Here is a 20,567-nt window from a genome sequence, read left to right as displayed (position 1 = left end):
GAAATGCGGCCCGGGGCAGCGACCCCTGCGGCGCGCGACCGTGTCCCCCATTCGCGGTAACGTGACGCGTGATGAACGCGAAGTCTGGGGCGCAGCCGCCCGCCGTATCCGTGATCATGCCCGTCCTCAACGAGGAGCGGCATCTGCGCGAGGCCGTCCACGCGATCCTGCGGCAGGAGTACGCGGGTGCGATGGAGGTCGTGCTCGCCCTCGGCCCCTCCGCCGACCGCACCGACGAGATCGCCGCGGAGCTGGTCAGGGCGGATCCGCGGGTGCACACGGTGCCGAATCCGACGGGGCGTACGCCGGCGGCGCTCAACGCCGCGATCAAGGCCTCACGTCACCCGATCGTGGTGCGCGTCGACGGCCACGCCGCGCTCTCGCCGGGTTACATCACGACCGCCGTGCGCCTCCTGGAGGAGACCGGCGCGATGAACGTCGGCGGCATCATGCACGCCGAGGGCCAGAACGACTGGGAGCGCGCGGTCGCCGCCGCCATGACGTCGAAGATCGGCGTGGGCAACGCCGCCTTCCACACCGGCGGCGAGCCCCAGCGGGCCGAGACGGTCTACCTCGGCGTCTTCCGCCGCGAGGCGCTGGAGCAGCAGGGCGGCTACAACGAGGAGTTCATCCGCGCCCAGGACTGGGAGCTGAACTTCCGCATCCGCGAGGCCGGCGGCCTGATCTGGTTCTCGCCCGACCTGCTGGTCTCCTACCGCCCGCGCCCGAGCGTGAAGGCGCTGGCCAAGCAGTACAAGGACTACGGCCGCTGGCGGCACGTCGTCGCCCGCTACCACGAGGGCTCCATCAACCTGCGCTACCTCGCGCCGCCGACCGCGCTCTGCGCGATAGCCGCCGGCCTGGTGGTCGGCGCGGCGCTGACGCCGTGGGGCCTGGTGATCCCCGGCGGCTACCTCGCGGCGATCGTCGCGGGCTCCGTCCCGGCGGGCAAGGGCCTGCCCCTGAAGGCACGGCTCCAGATCCCGGTGGCGCTCGCGACGATGCACATGTCGTGGGGCTGGGGCTTCTTGACCAGCCCGCGCTCGCTCGCCAGGAAGGTCATCGCCTCGCGCCGTCCGGCCGTCCTGGGGGAGACCCAGGAGGCCTGACGGTTCGTTGGGGCGGCTACCAGGAGAAGTCCGGGTCCACCTTCATGCACGCCTTCTTGTCGGACCCGCTGAGCGCGTCCGCCGAATCCGGCGTCCTGTCGTCCTTCTTCGAGGGCTTGGGCGGCTTGTCGCCCTCGCGCCAGTCGGCGCCGACGATCAAAGTGACCCCGGAGACGTCCGTGGACTTCTTCACCGAACTCAGCGGCAGTTTCAGCGCCTTGGCGATCCGCTGGGCGTCGCCCTCCAGCTCGGCCGACGGGTAGCGGATGACGGTCTTGCCCTCGGTCAGGACCGTCGTCGTGTCCGGCGCGGCCTTCTTGAAGCCCTTGCCGGTCAAGAGCTGCGCCACGGTGTTCGCCCGGCCGGAGGTCGGCGGCTCCGTGGCGGTCCGGGTGCCGTTCTGGACCTGGATCGCGATCTGGTCGTCGGCGGCCGCCGGGTCGTCCGAGAGCTTCTCCTCGGCCTTCTTCTTCTTGCCCTTGCCGTCCAGCGGGATGTCGTCGCGCACCAGCCGGAAGAGCTGCTCGGCGTCGCCGGGCTTGGGGACGACGCGGGCGCCGACGTACTCGAAGGGCATGGTCGTCATCGTCGTGCGGGAGGGGGAGACCTTCTTCAGCTCGTTGCCGAGGTCGTACAGCTTCTTGATGGTGCCGAGGCCGTCGTCCACCTTCAGCGCCTTCGTGGCCTCCTCGGCGAGCTTGCGCAGCTGGTTGGGGCTGGTCAGGCCGGTGTTCTCGCGGAGCTTGCGGACCAGCGCGTTCATGTACATGTGCTGGGCCTTGGCGCGGCTGATGTCGGTGCCGCCCTCGAAGCCGTAGCGGGTGCGCAGCCACTGCAGGGCCTGCTCGCCCTTGACCTCCGTGGTGCCCTTCTTCAGCTTCAGACCCGAGCCGTGGCCCTGGCTGTCGCGCGAGTGGATGTTCCGGTCCACGCAGACCGGTACGCCGCCGATGGCGTCGGCCATGGAGACCACACCCGAGAAGTCGACCATCATGAAGTGGTCGATGTGGATGTTGGTGAGCTTCTCCCAGGTGGCGACCGTGCAGCCGGGGCCGCCGCGGCCCAGGGACTCGTTGGTCATGAACCGCGGCCCGGTCTGCGGGTAGACCTCGCCGTCGTCGGGGTCCGTGCACTTGGGGATCTGGAGCAGGGTGTCGCGCGGCATGCTGACCACGGACATGTTGCTGCGGTCGGCCGAGAGGTGCAGCAGCATCTGTACGTCCGCGAGCGGCGGCGAGCCGAAGGTGTTCTTGGCGCCGCCGAGCTTCTGGTTCGCCTTGGAGTCCCGTGCGTCCGATCCGATGAGCAGGATGTTCAGCGGCGTCTGCCCGGCGGCGTTGGGCGTGGGCTCGGGGGCCCGGTGCTCGCCGAGGTTCAGGTCGTCGGTCTCCAGGTTGCCGTTGAGGTGCTGGTAGTACAGGTATCCGGCGCCGGCCGTGCCGAGTATCAGGACGGACAGGATCGTCGCCGACCAGCGCAGGACGCGGCGCTTGCGGCGCGGCGGGCGACCCCCACCGCCCGCGCCGCGCCGCCGCCGGTGACCGGGCGGCCGGCCATCGCCCCGGGCGGCCGCGCCGGCACCCGCCGAGGGCATCTCCGAACGCGCGCCGGAATCCGACCGCCCGGCGGAACCGGAGCGCCGGGCGGAACCGGAGCGCCCGGCACCGTCCGAGCGTGCGGCGGAACCGGAGCGCCCGCCGCCGTCCGAGCGTGCGGCGGCGTCGGACGAGGGCTCGTCGGAGCGCTCCCCGTCCTGCTGACCTGCGTCCCAGCCGTGATCACTTGCGTGCGGGGCTCGTGGTCGAGCCCCCTCCTTACGCACGCTGTTCTGCCTCATCCCCAGCCCCTCCCCGCCCTGTCCCTGCACCGCGGCCGCTCCGCTTCGCCTTGGCCCATGTGCCCTCGGCGCGTTGTTAGACGCAGAACGACCGCTTCAGGTCACTTCGCGCACACAGTCTTGTCGGCTTCGACCTTCTGGACCCCGTCCGGCGCCTTCGACGGCGGGGCGATGGGCACCCCCGCACCCTCGAAGTCGCCGCCGAGCGTCAGCTTCAGGGCAGGGAGCCCCTGTGCGTTCTTCTCGCTCTTGCCCGGCTTCATGGCGGAGGCGGGCAGCCCCATGATGGCGGCGAGCCGACGGGCCTGGTCCGCCTGGGCCGACCCGTACTCCAGCGTCGTCTTGTCGATGACCGACGGCGCGTTCCCCTGCTGGCTGGACTTGAGCACGCCCGCATTGTTCTGCAGCCAGGTGAGAGTCGTCTGAGCGGCGCCGGTCTTGCCGCTGCCGTTGAAGATGTCGACGCGCACGTCGGCGGCGTCGGCCTTGGGGCCCTTGAGCCGGGCGGCCACCGCGGCCTTCTCCTTCTTCTGCTTCTTCTTGACCTCGGTCAGCGACTGGTCGGCCCGCAACATCGCGAACAGCGGCTCCGCCTTGGGCGGGTCGGGGACGACCGTGACGGGGGTCTTCTCGGCGGGGTTGTCCTTGACCGGCAGCGTGGCGAAGGTCAGGTTCTTCATGTCGAGCCTGCCCAACTCCATGCCGAGGTCACGGAGCTTCATGATGTCCGCGATCTTGGAGTCGACGGCGAGGGCCTCGGTGCCGGCCTCCGCGAGGGAGAACATCTTCTTCGGGCTGGTGAGGGTGTCGCTCGACTTCAGCTTGCGCATCAGGGCGCTGAGGAACTGCTGTTGCAGCGCGATGCGGCTCAAGTCGCCGCCGTTGCCCACCGCGTGCCGCGTGCGCACGAACGCCAGCGCCTGCTCGCCCTCGACCGTGTGCTTGCCCTTGGACAGCTTCAGATGCGACTTGGGGTCGTCGATGTCCTTGGCGAGGCAGACCTCCACCCCGCCGACCGCGCTGGAGAGCGTCTTGACCGCGTTGAAGTCGGCCACCATGAAGTGGTCGAGCTTTATCCCGGTGATCTTCGTGACCGTGCGCATCGTGCAGCTCGGCGTGCGCTCGCCCTGGCCGAGGCTCTCGTTGAAGCGGACGTTCTGCGAGCCCTGGATCGTCTTCTGGCTGCCGTCCTCCATGGTGGTGGGGCAGTCCGGGATGTCCGTGATCATGTCGCGCGGGATGCTCAACGCCGTCGCGTTCGTACGGTCCTTCGAGACGTGCAGCAGGATCGTGGTGTCCGCGTGGCCGAGGCTGCCCTCGTCGCCGTAGCCCTTGTTGCCGCTGCCGCTGCGCTTGTCGGTGCCGATCACCAGGATGTTGATGGGCCGGTCCTTGCTGAAGCCGCCGGTGCCCGCGCCGTCGTCGTTGATCGACGTGATGTTGTCGTTCAGGTGCTGGTAGTAGAGGTACCCGCCGACACACCCCGAGACCAGCAGGAACGCCAGCGTGCCGCCGGTCCAGACCATGACCTTCTTGCCCGCGGACTTCTTCGGCTTCTGCTTGCGTCGACCGCCGGCCGCCTCCGGCTCCTTGCCCCGGCGCCTGCGCTGCCCGGGCACCTCGCGGCGCGCGTCGCGCTCACCCGGGCGCGGGCGCTCACGGTCGCGGCCCGTCGGGGTGCGGCCGCGGCCGCCCTGCCGGGAGGGGGCCTTACGGGGCCCCGGGACCGTCGAAGGTCCTTGCTCTGTGGAAGGACTCAGTCGCAGCTCGTAATCACCCGTGTCCGGATTGAGCACCCACTGGTCTGCGGGGTCGATGTTCTCTGCCCGCCCACGGCCTTGCGCGTCCACGGTTTTCTGCGTCCTCCGTCGGGGCCACGCGGCGCCTTACCCCCCTCAAGAAGGCGCTCGGTCAGTCGGTCCGGCGGTGCGCGGCCCCAAGGGCCCGATGCACCGGATCGCTCACACTATCCGCCCAGTTCAGCGCCGGACGACGCCGGTGACAAATTCCACTCCCCTACAACTGGGCAATCCGCCCCATTTCTTGGTCACGGGCGGCCTTCCTTTGGGGATCGCTTTACTCGCAGGCGGCCTCCGCGGCGGTGTTGCCCCGGAATGTCGGCGCCGGTGAGGGCGTATGCGTGGGCTCGTCCGGCTTCCCGTCACCGCGCACCTGTTCCTGGCTCGGCGCCGGCTTCACCGGCTTCTCCGGGATCACGGCGACCGGGGTGTCCGCGCGCAGCCGCGTGAACAGCTGCTCTGCCGCCGGCTCCACCAGCTCGTCGCGGTTCGCGTCGTACGTGTACGACTTCCGGGGGACGGTGAGGAACTGCACCCGTTCCGTGGGGATGTCGCGCATGCCGCGCACCAGTTCGTACAGCCCGCGCAGGCTCGCGATCCCGGGGTCGGTCGTCAGCGAGGAGGTCGCCGCGTCGAGGACCGGGTAGAGCTTCGTCGGGTTGAGCAGGACGTCGTTGCTCTGCACCTTGTTGACTAGCGCGCCGAGGAACTCCTGCTGGCGGTCCATCCGCTCGGTGTCGCTGCCGTTGCCGAGGCTCTTGCGGGCGCGGACGTATCCGAGGGCCTGTTCGCCGTCCAGGGTCCGCGGTCCGGGGGCGAGCCGCACCTGCGCGTCCTCGTCGTCGATGGGCGCCTTGACGCAGACCTGTACGCCGTCGACCGCGTCGACCATGTCCTTGAACCCGGCGAAGTCCACGACCATGTGATGGTCCACGCGGATGCGGGTCAGCTTCTCGACGGTACGGATCGTGCAGGCCGTCCCGCCCAGTTCGAACGCCCAGTTGAACTGCGCAAATTGGGCGCGGGTGCGCGAGCCGTCCGGCCTGAGGCAGCCGGGGACGTCCACCATCAGGTCGCGCGGGATCGACACGGCGGTGGCGCTCTGCCGGTCGGCGGCCAGGTGCAGCAGGATGGTGGTGTCCGAGCGCTGGGTGCCCGCGTCCCTGCCGTACTTGCGGTTCTCCTCGCCCGCGCGCGTGTCGGAGCCGATGAGCAGGATGTTCTGCGCGTCGTGCACCAGCGGCGTCGGCCGCTCCTTCTCGTAGCGCTCCAGCTCGGCGGCGGCGTCGGTGTCCCGCGTGATGTTGCCGTCCAGCTTCCGGTACGCCACCCAGCCCGCGCCCCCGGCGGCGAGCACCAGCACGGACACCCCGAGCGCGAGAGCGCCCAGCCAGCGGTTCCTGCGACGCGCCGCACCCGCCCCGGAGGGGCTCGCACCCGCCCCGGGGCCGTACGTGCCCTGCGGCCCGGGCGCACCGGACCGGGGGGCCGGCGGCTCGTCCGGTCCCTCGGGCGGGCCCGCGGTGTCGGTCACGTCTGCGTCCACCCCTCCTGGCTGCCTCGGCGCATGGTGCGTCCCTACGACCATGGCCCGAGGCGGGGCGGGGGGCCTCTGGGCCCGGTCCCGCTGTACGCCGAACGGGCGACGCGCCGCCAAGGGGCACGGGGAACCGGGCGGCCCCGAAGGGCAGGCGCGGCCGCCCGTCCGGAGCGCGCCCGGGCCCCGCGAGGCTCACCGCACGGTGACCGTCACCCGCTCGTCCGCGATCCGCTTCTCCAGGCCGCCCTCGGCGAGCCGGTCGAGGTGCCGGCACAGCACCACGGAGCCGCCCCCGGCCAGCGCCGCGTACAGGCCGTGGCTCAGGCCCTCCCAGGTCGCGTACGACTGGCCCGACAGGATCCGCGTGCCCGGCCCGACGCCCAGGCGCGCCGCGTCGGCGCGGGCCCGCTCCACCAGCTGCGCGCCGGTCAGCTCCAGGCCGCCGACGGCGAGCGCGGGCCCGTCCGGGTCCACGGGCGCGTAGGGGGCGAACCGGTCGCCCTGGCCCGGCACCTCCACCGCGTAGTCGGTGAAGCCCTCGGGCGGCTGCGGGAAGCGCCCGCCGAGCGGCCGCAGGGCGAGCGCGATCCGCTCCCCGGAACAGGCGCGGGCGGCCTCCAGCGCGTCGGGGCCGCTGACGACGAGATCAGCCGCGGCCGGGTCGCCGCCGACATCCGCGACGACGCCCACCGACGCGCAGGCGAGCAGCCACACGGCCGTCTGCCAGTGCGCGGGCAGCAGCAGCACGGCCCGGTCGCCGGGCTCGGCGGCGAGGTCGCCCTGGAGCAGATTGGCGGTCTTGGCCACCCAATTGGCGAAGGTGGCGACGGACAATTCCACGCGCTCGCCCGTGGCGTCGTCGTAGAGGGTGACCAGGGGGCGGCCGGGATCCGCGGCGAGCGCGGATCGCAGCAGGTCGGCGGGGGTGCGGTCGTTGGCGTTCACGGGCGCAAGGGTACGCGGGCGACGGCGCGCCGCCGGGGGTGGCGGGGGAGCGCGGGCCGCCGGTACGGCCGCTCCCGGCCGACGGTCCGTCAATTCCCCGATGGACAGATATGTTCCGGTATGCCGACGATCGGACGTATGCGTGGATTCCTTGCTTCCTCGATCGGTGTCACCTGCGCGGCCGCACTGGCCCTGCCCCTCACCCTGCCCTCGTCCGGCGCCTGGGCCGCGACCCCCGGCGTGCCGCCCGCCGGACCACCCGCCGAGGCGATCCCCGGCAGCACCCAGTCGCTGCCGCTCGCCCCGCTCGGCACTGACCGCTCGCTCGGCCCCGCCGACCGCGAACAGGGCCTCGCCCGGCGCGATGTCCGCCCCTTCTCCCTGGTGGGCGTCGTCTGGGACGACCCGGCCGACGAACTGAACGGCACCGTGCAGGTCCGCACCCGGGCGAGCGGCACCCGCACCTGGTCCGGCTGGCAGGGCGTCGAGACGCACAACCACGAACACGCGGCCGACCCGGGAACCCTGGAGGGCGGCACCGGCAAGGCCCGCGGTTCGACGGCGCCCCTGTGGGTCGGCCACTCCGACGGCGTGGAGATCCGCGTACGGGCACAGTCCGACCGGCGTACGGGCCGTGGCCCCGCCGAGTCCCTGCTCCCCGAGGGGCTGCGCCTGGAGCTGATCGACCCGGGTGACGAGCCCCCGCCGCGCGGCAGCCAGGCCCAGGCGGCGCAGGCCACCGTCATGACCGTCGACTCGGCGGCCGCCTCCGCCGTCAACGCCGACCTCGCCCCGCTCGGCGCCGACGTCATCCCCGAGCTGACCAAGCGGCAGACGGAGGACGACCTGACCGCCGCCCGCGGCGCCCCCGAGGACGCGGCCAAGGCGCGGCCCTACATCGGCCCGCGCCCGCGCATCATCACGCGCAAGGGCTGGGGCGCGGACGAGCGGATCCGCGAGAAGAACTTCGCGTACACCAAGACGGTGAAGGCCGCCTTCGTGCACCACAGCGCGTCCGGCAACAACTACAGCTGCTCACAGGCGGGGTCCGTGCTGCGCAGCATCTACCGCTACCACGTCAAGAGCAGCGGCTGGCGCGACTTCGGCTACAACTTCGCCGTCGACAAGTGCGGAAACATCTACGAAGGACGTGCCGGAGGTGTGGCCAAGCCGGTCCTCGGGGCCCACACTCGCGGTTTCAACGCGAACAGCACGGGCATCGCCGTCCTCGGCACGTACAGCAGGTCCAATCCGCCGAAGGCGGCCGTGAACGCCATCGCCCGGCTGACCGCGTGGAAGCTCGGCCTGTACGGCGCCGACCCGAGCGGCACCACCGTCCTGACGTCCGGCGGCGGCAATCTCTACAAGAAGGGAACAGAGGTACGACTCCGGGTGATCTCGGGTCACCGGGACGGATTCGCCACCGACTGCCCCGGCAGCCGCCTGTACGGCAAGCTCGGAACCGCTCGGTCCGCTTCGGCCCGCATGCAGGGCCGCTGACGCCGGGCCGCACCGCGTGAACGGCACCATCTGCACATCCGTCTGCATACACTGGCCGGCCGAAACCCACGTTCGGCCGGCCCCAGCAGGAAGCAGAGACGACAGGTGACAGAAGCGATCCTCCTGGTCGGCGGCAAGGGGACCCGGCTGCGGCCGCTCACGGTCCACACCCCCAAACCGATGGTCCCGGCGGCCGGCGTCCCGTTCCTCACCCACCAGCTGGCACGGGCCCGCGCGGCGGGCGTGGAGCACATCGTCCTCGCCACCTCCTACCTCGCCGAGGTCTTCGAGCCGTACTTCGGCGACGGCTCCGCGCTCGGCCTGCACATCGAGTACGTCACCGAGACCGAGCCCCTGGGCACGGGCGGCGCCATCCGCAACGTGGCGTCGCGGCTGCGCTCGGGGCCCGGTGAACCCGTCCTGATCTTCAACGGCGACATCCTCACCGGCCTGGACATCCGCGCCCTGGTCGCCACGCACGAGACGTCCGGCGCCGACGTCTCCCTGCACCTGACCCGGGTCGCGGACCCGAGGGCGTACGGCTTGGTCCCCACGGACGCCACCGGCCGGGTCACGGCCTTCCTGGAGAAGCCGCAGACCCCCGAGGAGATCGTCACCGACCAGATCAACGCGGGCGCCTACGTCTTCCGCCGCTCGGTCATCGACACGATCCCCGAGGGCCGGCCCGTCTCCGTCGAACGCGAGACATTCCCCGACCTCCTCTCCCGCGGCGCCCACCTCCAGGGCATGGTCGACTCCACGTACTGGCTGGACCTCGGCACGCCCCAGGCGTTCGTACGCGGCTCCGCCGACCTCGTCCTCGGCCGCGCCCCCTCCCCGGCCGTCCCCGGGCGGCGCGGCGAGAGCCTCGTCCTGCCCACCGCCGCCGTCGCCCCGGACGCCAAGCTCACCGGCGGCACCGTCATCGGCGAGAACGCCCGCGTCGGCGAGGGCGCGCGGATCCGCGGCAGCGCGGTCCTGGCCGGCGCCGTCGTCGAACCGGGCGCGGTGATCACGGACTGTCTCGTCGGCGTGAACGCCCGCGTCGGCGCCCGCGCGGTGCTCACCGGCGCGGTGATCGGCGACGGAGCGAGCGTCGGTGCCGACAACGAACTGCGCGAGGGCGTCCGCGTCTGGTGCGGGGCGACCCTCCCCGCGGGGGCGGTCCGCTTCTCCTCGGACCAGTGAGCCACGCCGCTCCCGACCCGGCCGGCGACCCCGCTCGCCGGCTCGGCACAGGGTGACGGCCACCGGCGCGGCCCCGCGTCGCCTACCCTCGTAAAGATGTCGTCCCGTTTCGCCCCGCGCCCCTCCCGCACCTCTGTGCGCGGCGGCGAGACGGCCGTACCGGCGGGCGTCCCCCGGCAGGCCGCGGCGCCGCGCACGCGCGCGTGGCGGCCGCCCTTCCCGCTGGACCTGGGCGTGACCCTCGGCCCGCTGCGACGCGGCCCCGCCGACCCCACCTTCCGCATGACCCCCGACGGCTCGGTCTGGCGCACCGCCCGCACGCCCGAGGGCCCCGGCACCCTCCGCGTGGCGCAGCGCGCCGGCACCGTGGAGGCGCAGGCGTGGGGGCCGGGCGCCGACTGGGTCCTCGACCGCCTGCCCACCCTCCTGGGCGAGTCGGACGACCCCTCGGCGTTCGTGCCCCGCCACCGCCTGGTCGCCGCGACGGCCCGCCGCCGGCCGGGGCTGCGCCTGGTCCGTACGGGCCTGGTCCTGGAGTCCCTGATCCCCTCGATCCTGGAACAGAAGGTCACGGCGGACGAGGCCTACCGCGCCTGGCGCCTCCTCGTCAGCGGCCACGGCGAGCCCGCCCCGGGCCCCGCCCCCCGGATGCACGTGATGCCGGACCCCCGCACCTGGTCCCTGATCCCCTCCTGGGAGTGGCACAAGGCGGGCGTGGACAACAAGCGGGCCTCGACGATCCTGCGCGCCGTGAAGGTGGCGGGCCGCCTGGAGGAAGCGGCGGCGATGGAACCGCCCGAGGCCCGGACCCGCCTGGAGGCCGTCCCCGGCATCGGCCCCTGGACCTCGGCGGAGACCGTCCAGCGCAGCAACGGCGCCCCCGACGCGGTGACGGTCGGCGACCTGCACCTGCCGGGCATCATCGGCCACGCCCTGGCGAACGACCGCGACGCGGACGACGAGGCGATGCTGGCCCTCCTGTCCCCCTACCCGGGCCAACGCCACCGAGCCACCCGCCTGATCCTCCTGAGCGGCCACACCCCACCCCGCAGAGCCCCCCGAATGCGCAAAACAAACATCGCCCTGCTCTAACCCCCCCCCCGCACAATCCCACGCCGGCAGGACATCCCAGGGGCGCGGGGAACTGCGCAAACAACCCCCACGCACCCGCACGAACCCACGGCGAGAGGCCCCTCCAGGGGCGCGGGGAACTGCGCAAACAACCCCCACGCACCCGCACAATCACACGGCGGGAAGGCCCCTCCAGGGGCGCGGGGAACTGCGCGAACAACCCCCACGCACCCGCACAATCACACGGCGGGAAGGCCCCTCCAGGGGCGCGGGGAACTGCGCGAACAACCCCCACGCACCGGCACGGTCACACGGCGAGAGGGCACCTCAGGGGCGCGGGGAACTGCGCAAGACCCCCCACGCGCCCGCACAGCCGCAACGGCGAAAGGGCAACTTCAGGGGCGCGGGGAACTGCGCAAAACCCCAAAAACGGCCAACGCCTACCGCACGACAACAAACCCCCCCACATCCCGCTCCCCTCGCGCCGGAGCCGCCCCCGCCGGATGCCCCACGGCCACCGCCCCCATGGGATCCCACGACCCCGGCAGCCCAAGAACGTCCCGCACGACCCCCCGGCAGAACATCGTCGACGAAACCCACGCGGAGCCCAACCGCTCCCCGGCCAACGCGACCAGGAAATTCTGCACCCCCGCCCCCGCCGCGACCACGAACATCTCCCGCTCGGCCGTATCCCGCCGCGCGTCCCCGTACGTGTGGGAGCCGTCCATCACCAGACAGGGCACCACCAGATAGGGCGCGTTGCGCAGGACGTCCCCGCGCCGCACCCGCCTGGCGATGGCCTCCGGCGACTTCCCGTCCCGCCGCAGATCCGCGATCCACGCGTCCCGCATCGCGTCCAGCAGTTCCAGGCGCGCGGCGGCGGACTCCACGAGCACGAACCGCCACGGAGTGGTGTGGTGCGGCGCCGGCGCGGTGACCGCCGCGGCGACGGCGCGCCGCACGGCCCCGGGGTCGACCTCCTCGTCGGTGAACTCCCGCACGGTGCGCCGCAGCGCCACCGCCTCCCGCACCGCCTCGGACGTACCGAGCCGGAACATGTCGTCCCGCGAGTCCCGCACGAGCGCCCGAGCCCCGGAGTCACCCCCGGCCCCATCAGCATCGACCCCAGAGCCAGACCCAGAGCCAGACCCAGCGTCAGCGCCCAGGCCGCCCCCCACGACATGCCCGAGCCCCCGCACCACCGCGACCGGCAGCCCCGCCGCCTTCCCCTTGACGAGATCCCCCGCGGCGGCCAGCTCGTCGGCGGTGGCGACGACGGTCGCGCTCAGCGGATTGCCGTACGCGTCGACCCCGCCCCGCAGGTCGTCCAGGACCCGCACCCCCGAGGCACCGATGGCGACATCGGTGAGCCCGGCCCGCCAGGGCCGCCCGAAGGTGTCGGTGACGAGCACACCGACGTCCACGCCCAGCGCCTCCCGCAGCCCCTGACGCACGGCGCGCGCCGAGGCGTCGGGGTCCACCGGCAGCAACAGGACCGTCCCCGCGGGAGTGTTCGAGGCGTCGACCCCGGCCGCGGCCATCACGAGCCCCTGCCGGTTCTCGACGATCCGCAGTGTCCCGCGCCGCGCGACGACCCGCACGGTCTCCGCGTCGATGGCCGCCTCGCGGTCGTCGGCCGCGACGAGCCGCCCCTCCGCCTTGCTGACGATCTTGGATGTGACGAGGACGACGTCCCCGTCGGCGAGCCCCGGTTCGGCGGCCGCGATCAGCTTGGCGAGGTCGTCGCCCTCGCGCACCTCGGGCAGCCCGGGCACCGCCCACACCCGGAAGGACGGCCCCGCCCCGCCCCGCGTGGTCACGCCCGTACCTCCGAGGCGAGCGCGAGCGCCTGGCGGGCCATCTCCGCCGCCGCGTCGACGTCGGTCATCATCAGCGGCACGGCCCGGCACCGGATCCCGGCGCTCTCCACCCGCTCCACGACACCCGCGTCGACGCTGTCGACCAGCCATCCGTCGAGCAGTCCGCTGCCGTAGTGCTCGGCGACGGCGGCGGCGGTGGTCTCCACGCCGACGGCGGCGAGCACCTTGTCGGCCATGCCGCGCACGGGCGCGTCCCCGACGATGGGGGAGAGGCCGATCACGGGCACGCCCGCCTCGGCGATGGCCTCGCGGATGCCGGGCACCGCGAGGATGGTGCCGACGCTGACCACGGGGTTCGACGGCGGGAAGAGGATGATGTCGGCCTCGGCGATCGCTTCGAGGACGCCGGGCGCCGGCTTGGCCTGTTCGGCGCCGACGGGCACGATGGCGTGCGCGTCCACGGAGGCGCGCAGCCGTACCCAGTACTCCTGGAAGTGCACGGCCTTCCGCTCGCCGTCGACCGTGACGGCGACATGCGTCTCGACGCGGTCGTCGGACATGGGGATGAGCCGCACGCCGGGCTGCCACCGCTCGCACAGCGCCTGCGTGACGGCGCTGAGCGGATAGCCGGCGCCCAGCATCTGCGTCCGCACGATGTGCGTGGCGAAGTCCCGGTCGCCGAGCCCGAACCACTCCGGCCCGACCCCGTAGGCCGCCAGCTCTTCCTTGACCTTGAACGTCTCGTCCGTACGCCCCCAGCCCTGCTCCTCGTTGATGCCGCCGCCGAGCGTGTACATCACGGTGTCCAGGTCGGGGCAGACCTTCAGCCCGAACAGGTGAATGTCGTCACCGGTGTTGCCGATGACCGTGATGTCCGCGTCGGGCGCGGCCTTCTTCAGCCCGCGGAGGAAACGGGCGCCGCCGATGCCGCCGGCCAGAACCACAATGCGCATGGTGCCCAGCATGTCAGGCGGGTACGACAGTGCGTCAGGCGGTCACGACATCGTCCGCGACACCTTCGGCGGTGACCGCGGCGCACTGGGCCGCGTGCATGGGCATCTCGGTCAGGCCGGGGTAGTAGACGTGCAGGCTGACGGCCGGTTCGAGGCGGTCGTTGACGACCTCGTGGACATACCCCGGCGCGAAGACGCGCTGCGCGCCCGCCCCGAGCGACCGCGCGCCGTTTCGGGTGCGCTCGGACAACTCGCCCCGCAGGACCGTCAGTACGCCCGAGGAGCGCCCGTGGTCGTGGCGGCCGCTGCCCTGGCCGGGCACCCAGGAGAGCAGCCACACCTCGTAGCCGGGCCCGGTGCGCAGGCGGTGGTACCAGCGGCTGGTGGCGTCGTAGCGGACGAGGTGCTCCCACTGGGAGCGGTCGGCGGCGATGGTGCGGGCGAGGCCGACGAACTCGGCCACGGTCGCGGGGTGCTCGCGGGCGGGCTGGAGCAGGTGCGGGACTTCGAGGATGTCGCCGGCGATCTGGAGGTCGCTGTCGCTGTTCATCGTGCGGTGGTTCCTCAACGTAAGAGTGTCGGGGTGTCGCGAAGGATGGGTGGAGCGCGGGGGAGAAGCGGGCGAGCGCGAGGCAGGGCCCGGCAGGGTGAGGCGGGGAAAGCGGCTCGACGGCTGGAGGGACTCAACAGCTGGAGCAGGAACAGCGACAGCGCGCGTGGGCAGCACCGATGGACCCGCTGGTGCGGGTCATCGAAAGAGCCAGGTTCGCGAGCATGCCCACCAGGACACCCGCTCACACCTCCACTGTCAACTCGATGTCCGATATGTGGGATAGCTTTCACCTCATCCGGTTGTTCGGATAGGCGAAAGGTTTGTGCACGGGGTGCACGGGACACATGGCGCAGCAACCGGCACTCAAACATCGACGTCCTCCTGGGTGCGGCCTCCGATGGGGCTCCTCGGGAGGGCGGTGCCGGCGGGCCCGTCGATGGGTGTCATGGTTTATACCGATTTGAACACTTTCCGCATAGCCTTGGTTCCGCAGAGTGAATAAGAGGCCCAATAGCAGATCTCGGCTTGACTGGCCTGGATCAGCGCACTTGTAATTTCACTCGTGTCGTTCAGCCGGAACCGGTAACGGCAGCACCACGGGGACGCACAGACAGACGAGGGGCGCACATGACCGAGCTGGTTCAGGAACTGCTGGTCGAGGACGCGGACGAGGAACTCGGCTGGCAGGAGCGCGCGCTGTGCGCCCAGACCGACCCCGAGTCCTTCTTCCCCGAGAAAGGCGGCTCCACGCGCGAGGCCAAGAAGGTCTGCCTCGCCTGTGAGGTCCGCTCAGAATGTCTTGAATACGCACTCGCGAACGACGAACGCTTCGGGATCTGGGGCGGCCTGTCGGAGCGTGAGCGCCGCAGACTGAAGAAGGCGGCGATGTGAGCGGAGCGCGCGCGAGCGCGTCCGCGCGGGTGTCGCCCCGTCCATCGGGCACCCACCTCCCCCGACCACGTCTCCCCCGAACAGTGTGCGACGAACGGCCCGTCGCCCGTGGGTCATCCACAGGCGGCGGGCCGTTGTGGTGCCAGCCGTTAGTGTGGGGCCCCGTCCAAGACGCCCCGGCGCCCCCGCAGGGCGCAGGCGTCCCCCACAGTCCAGCGAACCGGGGCCCGTACCTCGATGTCCGTGCACAGCCATCCGGCAGCCCACCACGACGCTGCCGCCCCTGAGTTCCCGCGGCACGTCGTGACCGCGGTCCTCGTCTCCCATGACGGCGCCCGCTGGCTGCCCGACGCCCTGGCCGGGCTGCTCGGCCAGGAGCGGCCCGTGCAGCGGGCCGTGGCCGCGGACACCGGCAGCGCGGACGACTCCGCCCGCCTGCTCACCGAGGCCCTCGGCCCCGACCGCGTACTGCACCTGGCCCGCCGGGCCGGCTTCGGCACCGCCGTCGAGGAGGCCGTCCGCACCGCCGCGGCGCCGACCCCCGAAGAGCTGCCGTACCTGCGGCGGCCGAGCGGCTGGGACCCGGTGAGCCGGACCTGGCGCGACGACGCGTACGACCTGCCGGACCTGCCGCACGGCGAACCGGTGCAGTGGCTCTGGCTCCTGCACGACGACTGCGCCCCCGAACCCCACGCCCTCGCCGAACTGCTGCGGGCCGTCGAGAACGAACACGCGCTCGGCAAGGACGTCGCCGTCGTCGGCCCCAAGCTCCGCGGCTGGTACGACCGCAGGCAGCTCCTGGAGGTCGGCGTCTCCATCGCCAACAGCGGCCGCCGCTGGACCGGCCTGGACCGCCGCGAACAGGACCAGGGCCAGCACGACCACGTACGCCCCGTGCTCTCCGTGTCCACCGCCGGCATGCTCATCCGCCGCGACGTGTACGAACAGCTCGGCGGCTTCGACCGCTACCTGCCGCTGATGCGCGACGACGTCGACCTGTGCTGGCGCGCGCACGCCGCGGGACACCGCGTCCTGGTCGCCCCCGACGCCGTCGTGCGGCACGCCGAGGCGTCCTCGCGCGAGCGCCGCACCGTCGACTGCGTCGGCCGTACGGCGACCTCGCCGCACCGCGTGGACAAGGCGGGCGCCGCCTACACCCTGCTGGCCAACGCCCGCTCCGCCGTGCTGCCGTGGGTCCTCTTCCGGCTCGTGTTCGGCACGCTCCTGCGCACGGTCACCTACCTCGTCGGCAAGGCGCCCGGCCAGGCCCTCGACGAGGTCGCCGGACTGCTGGTGACGCTGCTGCGGCCGGGGCGCATCCTCGCCGCCCGCAAACAGCGCGGCAGGTCCGTGCTCGACGCGGGGGAGACGCGGGCCCTGTTCCCGCCCCCCGGCGCCACCGTGCGGGCCACCGTCGAACAGGCCGCCGGCGGTCTGCTCGGCCGCTCCGACACCGACGCCCCCACAGGAGCGGGACGGCACGGCGCCGTCGAGTCCGGGCCCGGCGGCGACGACGCCGACTTCCTGGAGATCGAGCAGTTCGCCCGCCTCAAGCGCGTCGCCCGCAGACCGGGACCGATGCTCTTCGTCGTGCTCCTGTTCGTCTCCCTCGTCGCCTGCCGGGCCCTGCTCGGCGGCGGGGCGCTCGCGGGCGGCGCGCTGCTGCCCGCCCCCGCCGACTCCGCGGGCCTGTGGGCGCGCTACCTCGACGCCTGGCACCCCGTCGGCACGGGCGGCACCCAGGCCGCGCCGCCCTACCTCGCGCTCCTCGCGGGCCTGTCCAGCCTGCTGTTCGGCTCCACCGGCCTCGCGGTCACCGTGCTGCTCGTCGGCTCCGTGCCGCTGGCCGGCTTCGCCGCGTACTTCGCCTCGCGCCCCCTGGTCACCTCGCGCCTGCTGCGCGCCTGGGCGTCCGTCGCGTACGCCTTCCTGCCCGCCGCGACCGGCGCGCTCGCGGGCGGCCGCATCGGCACCGCCGTCCTCGCCGTCCTGCTGCCCCTCATCGCCCGCGCGGGCGCCGCGGCCGCCGGTCTCACGGCCTCCGGGGGCGCCCGCGGGACCTGGCGCGCCACCTGGGCGTACGCGCTGCTGCTGACCCTCGCCACGGCCTTCACGCCGATCGTCTGGCCGATCGCCCTGGTGCTCGGCCTCGCCCTGCTCGCGCTGCGCCGCCGCGACCTCGTCGGATACGGGCCGCGCTTCCTCGCCGCGCTCGGCACCCCGCTGCTCCTGCTCGCCCCGTGGTCGCTGACGCTGCTGCCGTTCGGCTTCTTCAAGGAGGCGGGCCTGGAGTTCGGCGCCGGCTCCGCGAGCGCGCTCGACCTGCTCGGCACCAGCCCCGGCGGCCCCGGCACCGTGCACGGGCTGCTGCTCGCCGGCGTCGTCCTCGCCGCCCTCGGCGCCCTGCTGCGCGCCGAGCGGCAGCCGGCCATCCGCACCGCCTGGACGGCCGCCCTCGTCTCGCTGGTCTTCGCCGTCCTGTCCAACGACTCGGCGTGGGCGGGCCCCGCCACCCTCGGCTACGGCCTCGCGCTCCTCGCCGCCGCCGCCCTCGGCGCCGACGGGGCACGCGCGCGTGTCGCCGAACAGAGCTTCGGCTGGCGCCAGCCGACCGCCGCGCTCATCGCGTTCGCCGCGGCGGCCGGTCCGCTGCTCGGCGCCGCCGGATGGATGATCCGCGGCGCCGACGGGCCCCTGGAGCGGCGCGACCCGGTGCAGGTCCCCGCGTTCGTGGCGGAGGAGAGCGGCACGCAGGACCAGGCCCGCACCCTCGTGCTCGACAGCGGGTCGCCGGCCGAGGTCTCCTACACGCTCGTACGCGGCTCGGGCGCCCGCCTCGGCGACGCGGAACTGGCCGCGGCGGCCGGCACCGACGACCGGCTCGACGGCATCGTCGCCCGCCTCGTCGCCGGCTCCGGAGCCGACCAGGCCGACCACCTCGGCGGCTACGCCGTCCGCTACGTCCTCGTACGCCAGGGCGCGCCCCGCCAGATGAGCCGCACCCTCGACGCCACCCCCGGCCTGACCCGGCTCAGCCAGGAGGACGGCAGCGCCCTGTGGCGCGTGGACCGGCAGGTCTCCCGGGCCGCCATCATCCCCAAGGGCGGCGACCCGGAGCCCGTCGCCGCGGGCCCCGTCGAACTGCACACGAAGATCCCCTCGGGCCGGGCGGGCCGCGTGCTGCGCCTGGCCGACTCCGCCGCCCCGGGCTGGACGGCGACCCTCGACGGCCGCCCACTGCCGCGCACCACGCTGGACGGCTGGGCGCAGGGCTTCGAACTGCCCGCCGCGGGCGGCCGCCTCGACGTCACCTACGACGCCCCGCTGGGCCACACCGCCTGGCTGTGGGCGCAGGGCGCGCTCGCCGTCGTCCTGGTGGTGCTCGCGCTGCCGGGCCGCCGCCGGCACGTCGACGACGACCTGCCCGAGGAGCCCGTCGTCCCGGCCCAGGCGGTCGAGGGCGAGGGCCGCAGGGCGCGCAGGCTGCGGGCCCAGAGCGAGCAGGCCGGCCCGGAGGCGGGCCAGGACGTGCCGCCGCCCCCGTCGTCCCCGGACCCGCACGCCGTCGTCCCGCGGCAGCAGTCGTACGACGCCTGGGAGGCGCCCGCCCCCGCCGACGCCGAGTACGGCACGTACGGCGCCGACCAGCCGTACCAGGACGGCGCCTACCCCGCCGAGACCTACGAGCCGGCCCCTCAGGAGCCGTACCGGGCGCAGCCCCACCAGGGCGGCCAGTACGACCCGTACGCCTCCTACCCCTCGTACGACCAGCCGCAGCCCCCGATGCCGCCGCACGGCACCGACAGCGAGCGCCCCGACGGGAGCCGACAGTGAACCGCGCCACCCAGTCCCTGATCGCCGTGGTCGTCGTGCTCGGCGCCGTCACCGGGTACGCCGCGTCCAGCGGCACCGACGGCGCGGGCGAGGACCGGGTGACGGCCGCCACGCGGCTGCCCGTCGAGCGCACCAGCCTGCTCTGCCCGGCGCCCAGCGCCTCCGACCTGGCCGAGACCTCGTACACCGCCTTCAGCCCGCGCACGAGCGGCACCGGGAAAACCGGCAAGGCGGAGCTGGTCCCCGTCACCAAGCAGCTCACGGACGCCCCGCAGGAGGGCGCCAAGGGCAAGCACGCCAAGCCGTTCCTGACCCAGGAGACGGCGGGCGAGGCGGTCGGCGGCGAGGAGTCGGGGGGCGAGGCGCCCGTCCTCATCGGCACCGCCGAAGGCGCGCTCGCCCCCGGCTGGACCGTGCAGCAGACCACGACCTACTCCGCGGGCAGCGGCCGCGGCGCCCAGGGCACCAACTGCACCGCGCCCGACACGGACTTCTGGTTCCCGGGCACGAGCACCGCCAAGGGGCGCAGCGACTACATCCACCTGACGAACCCCGACGACTCCGCGGCCGTCGTCGACGTGGAGCTGTTCGGCCCGGACGGCGAGGTCACCTCCCCGGTGGGCGAGGCGATCCAGGTCCAGCCGCACTCCAGCGTCCCGGTGCTGCTGTCCACGCTCGCCGACAAGGCCTACACCAACCTCACGATGCACGTGAGCGCCCGCAGCGGCCGGGTCGCCGCCGCCGTGCAGTCCTCCGACGACAAGCTCGGCGGCGACTGGCTGCCGGCCGCCGCCGACCCCTCGCCGGTCGCCGTCCTGCCGGGCATCCCGAAGGACGCCACCTCGGTGCGGCTGATCGCCTTCGCGCCCGGCTCCGCGGACGCGGACCTGAAGGTGCAGCTTGCCTCGCCGACCGGCACGATCACCCCGGCCGGACACGAGGACCTCCATGTGAAGGCCGGGATGACGGCCGCCGTGGATCTGGGCGACCTCACCAAGGGCGAGGCCGGTTCGCTGCTGCTGTCCCCGGCCGACGAGCCGGTGCCCGTGGTGGCGGCGCTGCGCGTCACCCGGGGCAAGGGCGGCGCCCAGGAGACGGCGTTCATCCCGGCGACGGACCCGGTCGGCGCGCGCGCGACGGTCGCCGACAACCGCGCCAAGGGCTCCACGCTCTCCCTGGTGGCCCCGGACAAGACGGCGAAGGTGAAGGTCACGGCCTCGTCCGGCACCGAGGGCGGCTCACCGGTCGCCAAGACGTACACCGTCAAGGGCGGCACGACCCTGGAGATCGCGCACCCGCCGGTGCCCAGCGGCCTCAAGGGCGCGTACGCCCTCACCGTGGAGCCGGTGTCCGGCGGCGAGGTCCACGGCTCGCGGATGCTGGCGCTGCCCGAGGACGGCATCCCGATGTTCACCGTGCAGACGCTGCCGGACGACCGGGGGACGGTCGCGGTGCCGCGCGCGAAGCGGGACCTGAGGGTGCTGGAGAAGTAGCCGGGCCGGGCCCCGCCCGGCTGGGGGCCGCCGG

The 20,567-nt window shown here is 73.4% G+C and carries 14 protein-coding genes; 7 read left to right on the top strand and 7 right to left on the bottom strand.

Annotated elements, in window-relative coordinates; translation table 11 throughout:
* Positions 1–71 precede the first annotated feature (71 nt).
* Complete coding sequence (locus ABZ385_RS27095; RefSeq protein WP_358913601.1) at positions 72–1,109, top strand: glycosyltransferase family 2 protein; 1,038 nt, start codon at positions 72–74, stop codon at positions 1,107–1,109.
* Positions 1,110–1,125: 16 nt separating this feature from the next.
* Here ABZ385_RS27095 and ABZ385_RS27090 read toward each other — a convergent pair whose 3' ends face one another.
* The 4 genes from ABZ385_RS27090 to ABZ385_RS27075 all read right to left on the bottom strand — a co-directional run bounded on the left by ABZ385_RS27090 (position 1,126) and on the right by ABZ385_RS27075 (position 7,230).
* Positions 1,126–2,946, bottom strand: coding sequence for an LCP family protein (locus ABZ385_RS27090; RefSeq protein ID WP_358913600.1), 1,821 nt, complete (start codon positions 2,944–2,946; stop codon positions 1,126–1,128).
* Between the two features lie 101 nt (positions 2,947–3,047).
* Positions 3,048–4,796, bottom strand: coding sequence for an LCP family protein (locus ABZ385_RS27085; RefSeq protein ID WP_358913599.1), 1,749 nt, complete (start codon positions 4,794–4,796; stop codon positions 3,048–3,050).
* A 226-nt stretch (positions 4,797–5,022) separates the two neighbouring features.
* Positions 5,023–6,279, bottom strand: coding sequence for an LCP family protein (locus ABZ385_RS27080; protein ID WP_358913598.1), 1,257 nt, complete (start codon positions 6,277–6,279; stop codon positions 5,023–5,025).
* A gap of 198 nt (positions 6,280–6,477) precedes the next feature.
* Positions 6,478–7,230, bottom strand: coding sequence for a TIGR03089 family protein (locus tag ABZ385_RS27075; RefSeq protein ID WP_358913597.1), 753 nt, complete (start codon positions 7,228–7,230; stop codon positions 6,478–6,480).
* 138 nt (positions 7,231–7,368) lie between these two features.
* Here ABZ385_RS27075 and ABZ385_RS27070 point away from each other — a divergent pair, with 138 nt between their 5' ends.
* From ABZ385_RS27070 to ABZ385_RS27060, 3 genes are all read left to right on the top strand, one after another.
* Positions 7,369–8,730: a peptidoglycan recognition protein gene (locus tag ABZ385_RS27070; protein WP_358913596.1), complete on the top strand. Its 1,362-nt coding sequence runs from the start codon at positions 7,369–7,371 to the stop codon at positions 8,728–8,730.
* A 105-nt stretch (positions 8,731–8,835) separates the two neighbouring features.
* Positions 8,836–9,918 (top strand): NDP-sugar synthase, encoded by a 1,083-nt coding sequence (locus ABZ385_RS27065; RefSeq protein WP_358589081.1) that lies wholly within the window; start codon positions 8,836–8,838, stop codon positions 9,916–9,918.
* A 96-nt stretch (positions 9,919–10,014) separates the two neighbouring features.
* Complete coding sequence (locus ABZ385_RS27060; RefSeq protein ID WP_358913595.1) at positions 10,015–11,010, top strand: DNA-3-methyladenine glycosylase 2 family protein; 996 nt, start codon at positions 10,015–10,017, stop codon at positions 11,008–11,010.
* Between the two features lie 419 nt (positions 11,011–11,429).
* On the opposite strand, the gene ABZ385_RS27055 is transcribed toward ABZ385_RS27060, so the two are convergent.
* From ABZ385_RS27055 to ABZ385_RS27045, 3 genes are read right to left on the bottom strand one after another with little or no spacing between them, the layout of a single operon-like run.
* The gene (locus ABZ385_RS27055) at positions 11,430–12,809 is read right to left on the bottom strand and encodes a coenzyme F420-0:L-glutamate ligase (RefSeq protein ID WP_358913594.1); all 1,380 of its coding nucleotides are present in this window, start codon (positions 12,807–12,809) and stop codon (positions 11,430–11,432) included.
* Complete coding sequence (gene cofD, locus ABZ385_RS27050) at positions 12,806–13,762, bottom strand: 2-phospho-L-lactate transferase (protein WP_358589076.1); 957 nt, start codon at positions 13,760–13,762, stop codon at positions 12,806–12,808. The genes ABZ385_RS27055 and cofD overlap by 4 nt, the downstream gene beginning before the upstream one ends.
* Before the next feature lie 34 nt (positions 13,763–13,796).
* The gene (locus tag ABZ385_RS27045) at positions 13,797–14,312 is read right to left on the bottom strand and encodes a cysteine dioxygenase family protein (RefSeq protein ID WP_358699477.1); all 516 of its coding nucleotides are present in this window, start codon (positions 14,310–14,312) and stop codon (positions 13,797–13,799) included.
* Between the two features lie 630 nt (positions 14,313–14,942).
* Here ABZ385_RS27045 and ABZ385_RS27040 point away from each other — a divergent pair.
* The 3 genes from ABZ385_RS27040 (at position 14,943) to ABZ385_RS27030 (ending at position 20,533) form a co-directional block, all read left to right on the top strand.
* Positions 14,943–15,206 (top strand): WhiB family transcriptional regulator, encoded by a 264-nt coding sequence (locus tag ABZ385_RS27040; protein ID WP_358589073.1) that lies wholly within the window; start codon positions 14,943–14,945, stop codon positions 15,204–15,206.
* A 237-nt stretch (positions 15,207–15,443) separates the two neighbouring features.
* Positions 15,444–19,040 carry a glycosyltransferase gene (locus ABZ385_RS27035; RefSeq protein WP_358913593.1) on the top strand — a complete coding sequence of 1,199 codons (3,597 nt, stop codon included), beginning with the start codon at positions 15,444–15,446 and terminating at the stop codon, positions 19,038–19,040.
* Complete coding sequence (locus tag ABZ385_RS27030) at positions 19,037–20,533, top strand: DUF5719 family protein (protein WP_358913592.1); 1,497 nt, start codon at positions 19,037–19,039, stop codon at positions 20,531–20,533. The genes ABZ385_RS27035 and ABZ385_RS27030 overlap by 4 nt, the downstream gene beginning before the upstream one ends.
* The last annotated feature ends 34 nt before the right edge of the window (positions 20,534–20,567 follow it).

The sequence above is a fragment of the Streptomyces sp. NPDC005898 genome, assembly GCF_040629635.1.
GTDB lineage: Bacteria > Actinomycetota > Actinomycetes > Streptomycetales > Streptomycetaceae > Streptomyces.
Note: the sequence above shows the minus strand (reverse complement) of the source record. Positions and strands in the feature narration are given on the sequence as shown.